We start from the raw sequence: 7118 nt of genomic DNA on the forward strand, positions 1-7118 counted from the left end.
ATCGCGGCGGTTTTAGCCGATCTGCCCCACTGGTCGCAGGAGATAAAAGAAACACGATGAACGTAAGTGAATCGCTGTTGACTTATCGGACGGAGGTGAAGGAAGTCACGCTAGTCGCTGGGTGCTGGAGCCGGACGTGGCAATTTTTGATAAAGCATTCATAAAGCCAAAAATTTATACTTTCTGATATAACGAAAAAAGACTGCCCGCTATAATAGCCAGGCAGTCTTTTAATCATTCTCTTAGAATTCCTCATAAACAGCCGGATCCTGATCGTTCATACGGCCATCCGGACGTGTCAGTTTGTCTAATGTTGTCATATCGTCTTCATTCAGCGCAAAATCAAAAACAGATATATTTTCAAGTTGCCGCTTTGGTGATGCAGATTTTGGAATGGCTACGGCGCCATGCTGATAATGCCAGCGCAAAATAATTTGTGAAGCCGTCTTGTTGTATTTGTCGGCAAGTTCTTTAATTGTATCATTGCTGAATACTTTATTTGTTCGTGCCAGAGGGCTCCAGGATTCAGTTGCCACACCGTGTTCTTCGTGCCATTTGCGTTGTTCTTCTTGATTAAAGAACGGGTGCAGTTCGACCTGGTTGATGCTCGGCAATACACCCGTTTCTTTTTCGAGCCGTTCCATATGTTCAGGGAGGAAATTGCAAACGCCAATGGAGCGGATCAATCCCCATTTTTTCGCATCAATCAAAGCTTGCCATGCCTCAACATATTGATTCTGAATCGGGTTTGGCCAATGAATCAAGTATAAGTCATAATAATCCATATCAGCGCGATAAAGAGATTCCTGGATCGCTTTTACGGCTTTGTCATAGGTATGATAGCGCCCGGGCAGTTTCGATGTAATACGCAACTCTTCGCGTGGGACAGATGTCCGCTTAAGTCCCGCACCGACTGTTCCCTCATTTTCATAATTGTAAGCTGAGTCGATCAGGCGATAGCCATGGTCGATGGCACTTGCAATGGCTCCTGCACCTTCATTTCCCCAAAGCTTATATGTGCCAAAGCCAAGGGCCGGTATTCGCAGGCCATCGTTTAGGTTGATTTCGGGTATTTGGCTGGTCAATTGAGTCACTCCTTTTCCACTCTATATAAATTGATTCTTTCGTATTATGATATCACACTGACGTACAAGATGTTATCGTAGTGCATTATTAACGATTCATGTTCAATAGATTTTCCCGCGATATTTTTTGACAAATCTTATCATTATGTTAATATGAACATGTTCATAAAATGAATACGTTCATATTAAAGGGTTAAACAAGGAGGAGGCAACCAGTATGACGACAGCATCTGACAAAATCAAACAGCGGCTGGCACAGTTACGTCAACGCATGGAAGCAAAAGGCATTGATGCAGTACTGATGACTGATCCGGATAATTCCTCTTATGTCAGTGGATTCCGTGCGATCTCGTATTCTCGTCCGATTGTTTATATTGTACAAAGAGACACGACAACTTATATTGTTCCAGATTTGGAAAAGGACCATGCGGAACAAGAAGCGGCCGCAGATGATTTTTTTATCTATCATGAATCAGCACAGTATGCTGAACGGGAGACTTCCTTTACTGCTCTATTTAAAGGGATTTTGGAGGGTAGGCTGAAAGGTTTTGTCGTTGGTCTGGAAATGGATTTGATATCAGCTTCCCTGTATCAGCTGTTAAAGGATAATGGCCATCAGATCAAAGATATTGGGAAGGATTTGATCGCCATGCGTGCTGTTAAGGATGATGATGAATTGTATTGGATTGAACAGGCAGGCCGATTATCCGATATTGCGCTTGAGGCTTCGTTCGATCACTTAAGCAGCGGCATGAGTGAATTGGAATTTGATGCATATGGAGACCACAAACTGCTGGAGACTGTTTCCGTAGAGTTCCCGAATATCAATGCAGGATTTGAAAATTGGACATGTTCGGGTGTTGAACGGAGCTCTCAGCCACATCTTTATTCCAGTACGCGGAAGTTTCGAAACAATGATGTCGTTGTTCATAGTCGTCAAGTCTGGATCAATCAATACCGGGCTGAAAACGAGCGCACTTTTCTGCTGGGGGAACCGGCAGTGCAGCAGAAACAATACTTGCAGCTCGCCATCGATGCGCAAAAGGCAGCGATGAAAATGGTGCAGCCCGGTGTCAAAGCAAAAGATGTGGATATGGCCGCATTCCGTGTATTTGAACAGGCGGGAATGAGCGATTATGTCCAGCACCGGACAGGGCATGGTCTGGGGCTTTCGGAACATGAAGAACCTTATCTTCGCTTTGATAATGATTTAGTTCTTCAAGAAGGAATGGTATATACCATCGAACCTGGTATTTATGTGCCTAATATCGGAGGATTTCGACATTCAGATACAGTCGTCGTAACGAAGGATGGATACAGGCGCGTCACCCATTTTCCTGGAGAATTGGAGGACATGATGTTTTAGTTTATATTCATTATAATTATTGGAGGTATGTAAAAACGTTATGAATCAATCAAGAATTGAAAAGACCGTTTTTTGGCCATCATTGATATTAGTTGTTGTTGCAACATTATTTCTCGTCATTTTCCGTGAAACGGCAGGACCAGTTGTCTCGGATATGATGACAGGACTGACTTATCGCCTGGACTGGGCGTTTGAGTTTCTGACCATTGGTTTGTTCATCATCCTTATTTGGTTGATGCTGGGACGTTATGGACGTGTGAAATTGGGTGATCCTGAAGATAAGCCGGAATTTTCCCGCTTTAGCTGGGGCGGTATGCTGTTCTGTGCCAGCATGGGAACCAGCATTATGTTCTGGTCGATTGTTGAACCGTTATATTATTATACTGGCCCGCCGTTCGGTTTTGAGGCTGGATCTACAGACGCTGCCGAATATGCAGTCAGTTATGGTCTGTTCCACTGGGGCATTTCAGCCTGGGCACTTTATGCACTGCCGGCAGTTGTCATGGCATATAGCTTTTTCGTGCGTAAAAATCATTCCTTGAAAATTAGTGCAGCCTGCCAGGGTGTGCTGGGTAAACATGCAGATGGCCTTCTAGGAAAAGTGATAGACGTGCTTGTTATCTGGAGTATGATAGGGGGACTTGGAACGTCATTGGGTCTGGGTGTGCCAATGGTGGCAGCAGTTGTGGGTAATCTGTTTGGCATTGAGCCTTCCACATGGCTGAACATTGCTATCATTATCATCTGGACATTTATTTTCAGTTCCAGTGCATATCTTGGACTTTATAAAGGAATTCGGAAGTTGAGTGACTGGAACGTCTACATGGCACTGGGTCTTGCCTTATTCGTTATTATTGTCGGACCGACGCTCTTCATTCTATCTTACTTCACCAACAGTATGGGTATTATGCTTGATAATTTTATGCGGATGAGCCTGTATACGGATCCGATTAATCAGGGAGGATTTCCGCAAGCATGGACGGTCTTTTATTGGGCATGGTTTGCGGCGACAGCTCCGTTTATTGGCATTTTTGTAGCTCGGATTTCGCGTGGCCGGAGTATTCGTGAGCTTGTCTCAAATGTTTTGCTTTGGGGATCACTGGGAAGCTGGTTATACTTTGGCGTATTTGGCGGTTATGCGATGAATCTTGATTTAACAGGAAAATTAGATTTAACAAGTGTCCTTAGCGAACAGGGTGAAACGGCCGTTATTGTTGAAGTTCTAAGCTCTTTGCCGCTGCCGGTCCTTGTATCAGTATTCTTTGTCATTCTTGGGTTTGTCTTTCTGGCAACATCACTGGATTCAGCCAGTTATGTGATTGCCAGTGTGGCGACGAAGGAGCTTGGTATTAAATCTGAACCGGCCAGATGGCATCGGCTGATGTGGGGGATTCTTTTATCAGCGCTAGCAATCAGCCTGACAGTTGCCGGCGGGCTGAATGTTGTTCAAACTTCCTCTGTGTTTGTGTCGGTACCGGTACTCATTATGTACGTACTGATGGCTGCATCCCTTATTAAATGGCTCAAAGAGGGGGAACACTTGCACATTTATGTAAAAAACAACGATTAAAATCGTTTGACGGGAGGTGATAATCATGAGCATCAGTCGCAGGGATATTCAGCGAGCTCGTATGTGGAGATATTTTTTGGAAGCGGCTGTAGACGTTATTGAAAAAGAAGGAATCCGGAATGTCACGATTCGCAAGATAGCCGATCAAGCTGGATTTACCAGTTCAACTGCTTATAATTATTTCAGGGATTTATCTCATTTGAAATTTTTTGCGGCCATGCGTTTTACCACAGATTATATAGAAGATCTTCCTGTATATATACGTAAGGGATCCAACACAATCGAAAAATGGCTTTACGCATGGCAATGCTTCTGCATTCACTCCTTCGAGCAGCCGGAAATTTATTCGGTCATTTTCATGGAGGATCTTGGTTCGACACCGGAAGATTTTCTCGACGAATATTACCGGATTTACAAAGAAGATCTGATAGGGCTGCCAGAGGCAATCAAACCTCTCGTTATGGAGCATAGTTTTGCAAAACGAAGTGCCACGTATATCCAGAGTGCAGTAGATGAGGGGATGCTTGAACAAAAAGATGTCGATTTCGTTGCGGATATCACATTGATGATCTGGAAAGGCATGATCAATACGTTGATGAACAAACGGCGGGATCTTTCCAAAGAGGAGGCGATTGAAAAAACGCTGCTGTATGTCTATGAGAGCGTCATGCATTTAATCCCGTCGGAAAAACAACCCAAAATAAACGTGGATTTGAAGCTGTGAATTTTACACTGCAAGAGTCTAATACAAGCGATAGAAAGGCTGAATATATTGGTTTTTAATATACAGGATAACGAAAACAGACGAGTGAAGACAGAATTTCCGAGACCAATCGAAAAATCGGATCATGTGTGGATTCCCATGTCTGACGGGGCAAAATTGGCAGCGACCATCTGGATTCCGGAAGATGCGCATGACAACCCGGTCCCGGCGCTGCTTGAATATCTGCCATATCGAAAAAATGATTTTACGGCCATCCGGGATTCGGCTCGACATCCTTATTTTGCCGGTCACGGTTATGCCAGCATCAGGGTCGATATAAGAGGGACCGGTGATTCAGATGGTGTGCTGCTCGATGAATATTTGAAACAGGAGCAGGATGATTGTCTTGAAGTGCTTGACTGGATTGAGAAGCAGCCGTGGAGCACCGGTTCAGTTGGTATGTTCGGGAAATCCTGGGGCGGTTTCAACAGCCTGCAGGTTGCTGCGCGACAGCATCCGGCCTTAAAAACAATTATTACACTCTGCTCGACGGACGACCGGTATGCCGACGATGTCCATTATCGCGGCGGCAATGTCATGGGGCAGGACATGCTTTGGTGGGCATCAACTATGTTTGTCTATAATGCCAGACCACAAGACCCGGCTGTTGTCGGTGACAACTGGAAAGAAAATTGGCTTGAACGGCTGAATACACCGCCATTTGTGGAGTCCTGGCTGAGTCATCAGAGGCGTGACGAATATTGGAAGCATGGTTCGGTATGTGAAGACTACTCGGATGTAGACATACCGATATTTGCTGTCAGCGGTTGGCAGGACGGGTATACAGATGCGGTGTTCCGGATGCTGGAGAATCTGCCGAATGCCAAAGGGCTGATTGGCCCATGGGCGCATGAATTTCCGGAAGTGGCCACGCCTGAACCTGCAATTGGATTTTTACAAGAATGTCTGCGCTGGTGGGATCAATGGCTAAAGGGCATCGATACCGGCATCAAGGATGAACCCCAGCTAATTTCCTGGATTCAGGAAAGTGAACTTCCGGAAGTGACGTATGATGAACGGCCGGGAAAATGGGTGGCTGATCGGACATGGCCGTCAAGCAATGTCACAAACCAATCATTATGGTTGTCTGAAGGGAAACTTGCACAGCATGTAACAGATGAAGAAAAAATAGTTATTTCAGGTATGCAGGATCACGGCTATTATGCAGGCGTTTTTTGTCCATTTGGCGAGCCGGGCGATCTTCCTGCGGATCAGCGTCTAGAAAATGGTAAATCAGTCATATTCGAGTCCGAGCCACTTGAAGAAACAATCGAGCTGCTGGGTCGTCCTGTTTTCCATGCGGATGTGTCAGCTGACCAGGAAAATGCCATACTTGCTATCAGATTGTGTGACAAAGCACCAACTGGTGAGTCAACACTAATCAGCTGGGGGATGCTGAATCTCACGCATCGTGATTCTCATGAACACCCGGGACCACTCAAGCCGGGCAAACGATATCAAGTCGAGATTGGTCTAGATGTGCTTGGCCAGCAGATACCGGCAGGCCACCGGTTGGAAGTAGCTGTTGCACCGACCTATTGGCCACAGGCGTGGCCATCGCCAAAACCGGTGACATTGACGCTGTACAGCGGTGCTGGTACTCATATTGACTTGCCGGTACGAGCACCACAGCAGGAAGATACATCATGGCAAGAGCATTTCGAAAGTCCGGAGATTTCTGATGTAATGGAAAAAGAGATTATACGGGAAGAGGAACGCACAAGGAATCTCATTCATGATCAAGTAAATGATGTCTGGACACTGTATGATTACTCCGATGAAGGTGAACGGCGGTTGCCGGACAGTGGTATGGAATATGGAAGTATCAATAAAAACACCTATACGATTAGGGGAAATGATCCGCTGTCAGCACAGGTCACATGTGAATGGGATTTGAAAGTCGGACGCGGTGAGTGGCAGACAAGACTGAAAACATACAGTGAAATGACCAGTGATGAGACGACATTCTATCTAACAAACACGATGACAGCTTTTGAGAGTGACAAAGAGATTTTTAATAAAACCTGGAAAAAAGAAATATCAAGAGATCATGTGTAATATTAAGTACCATAAGCCCGGGGAGCTCACTTGGGCTTTTATATGGCAATTAAAGAAGGAAACACTCACAATGGTTGTCAGCCAACCTTTGTGAGTGTTTCGTTCATTTATGTGTTTTATCAATTGAATAATCTTCTTCAATGTCATCAATATGGAGCAACACCTGGTCCCGACCATGGTAAATATGTTCATGCATCGCCGCGCGTGCCCGGTCCATATCCTGTTCCCGAATGGCTCCCAGAATTATTTTGTGTGATTCAAGGGAAAGTCGCATTT

The 7118-nt window shown here is 45.1% G+C and carries 5 protein-coding genes; 4 read left to right on the top strand and 1 reads right to left on the bottom strand.

The genetic code is table 11. The features are described 5' to 3' along the window. Positions 1-242: 242 nt before the first annotated feature. Complete coding sequence (locus VK097_RS13090) at positions 243-1085, bottom strand: aldo/keto reductase (RefSeq protein WP_324212255.1); 843 nt, start codon at positions 1083-1085, stop codon at positions 243-245. A gap of 217 nt (positions 1086-1302) precedes the next feature. Between VK097_RS13090 and VK097_RS13095 the strand changes: the two genes are divergently transcribed. From VK097_RS13095 to VK097_RS13110, 4 genes are read left to right on the top strand one after another with little or no spacing between them, the layout of a single operon-like run. Further along, positions 1303-2451: a M24 family metallopeptidase gene (locus VK097_RS13095; RefSeq protein WP_324212256.1), complete on the top strand. Its 1149-nt coding sequence runs from the start codon at positions 1303-1305 to the stop codon at positions 2449-2451. Positions 2452-2491: 40 nt separating this feature from the next. Further along, entirely contained in the window at positions 2492-4021 is a 1530-nt protein-coding gene (locus tag VK097_RS13100) for a BCCT family transporter (RefSeq protein WP_324212257.1), read from the top strand. A 25-nt stretch (positions 4022-4046) separates the two neighbouring features. After that, positions 4047-4745 (top strand): TetR/AcrR family transcriptional regulator, encoded by a 699-nt coding sequence (locus VK097_RS13105; protein ID WP_324212258.1) that lies wholly within the window; start codon positions 4047-4049, stop codon positions 4743-4745. Positions 4746-4793: 48 nt separating this feature from the next. Further along, entirely contained in the window at positions 4794-6842 is a 2049-nt protein-coding gene (locus tag VK097_RS13110) for a CocE/NonD family hydrolase (protein WP_324212259.1), read from the top strand. Positions 6843-7118: the final 276 nt, after the last annotated feature.

Origin of the sequence: Lentibacillus sp. (genome assembly GCF_035301675.1) — a bacterium.
Classification (GTDB): domain Bacteria; phylum Bacillota; class Bacilli; order Bacillales; family Amphibacillaceae; genus Lentibacillus.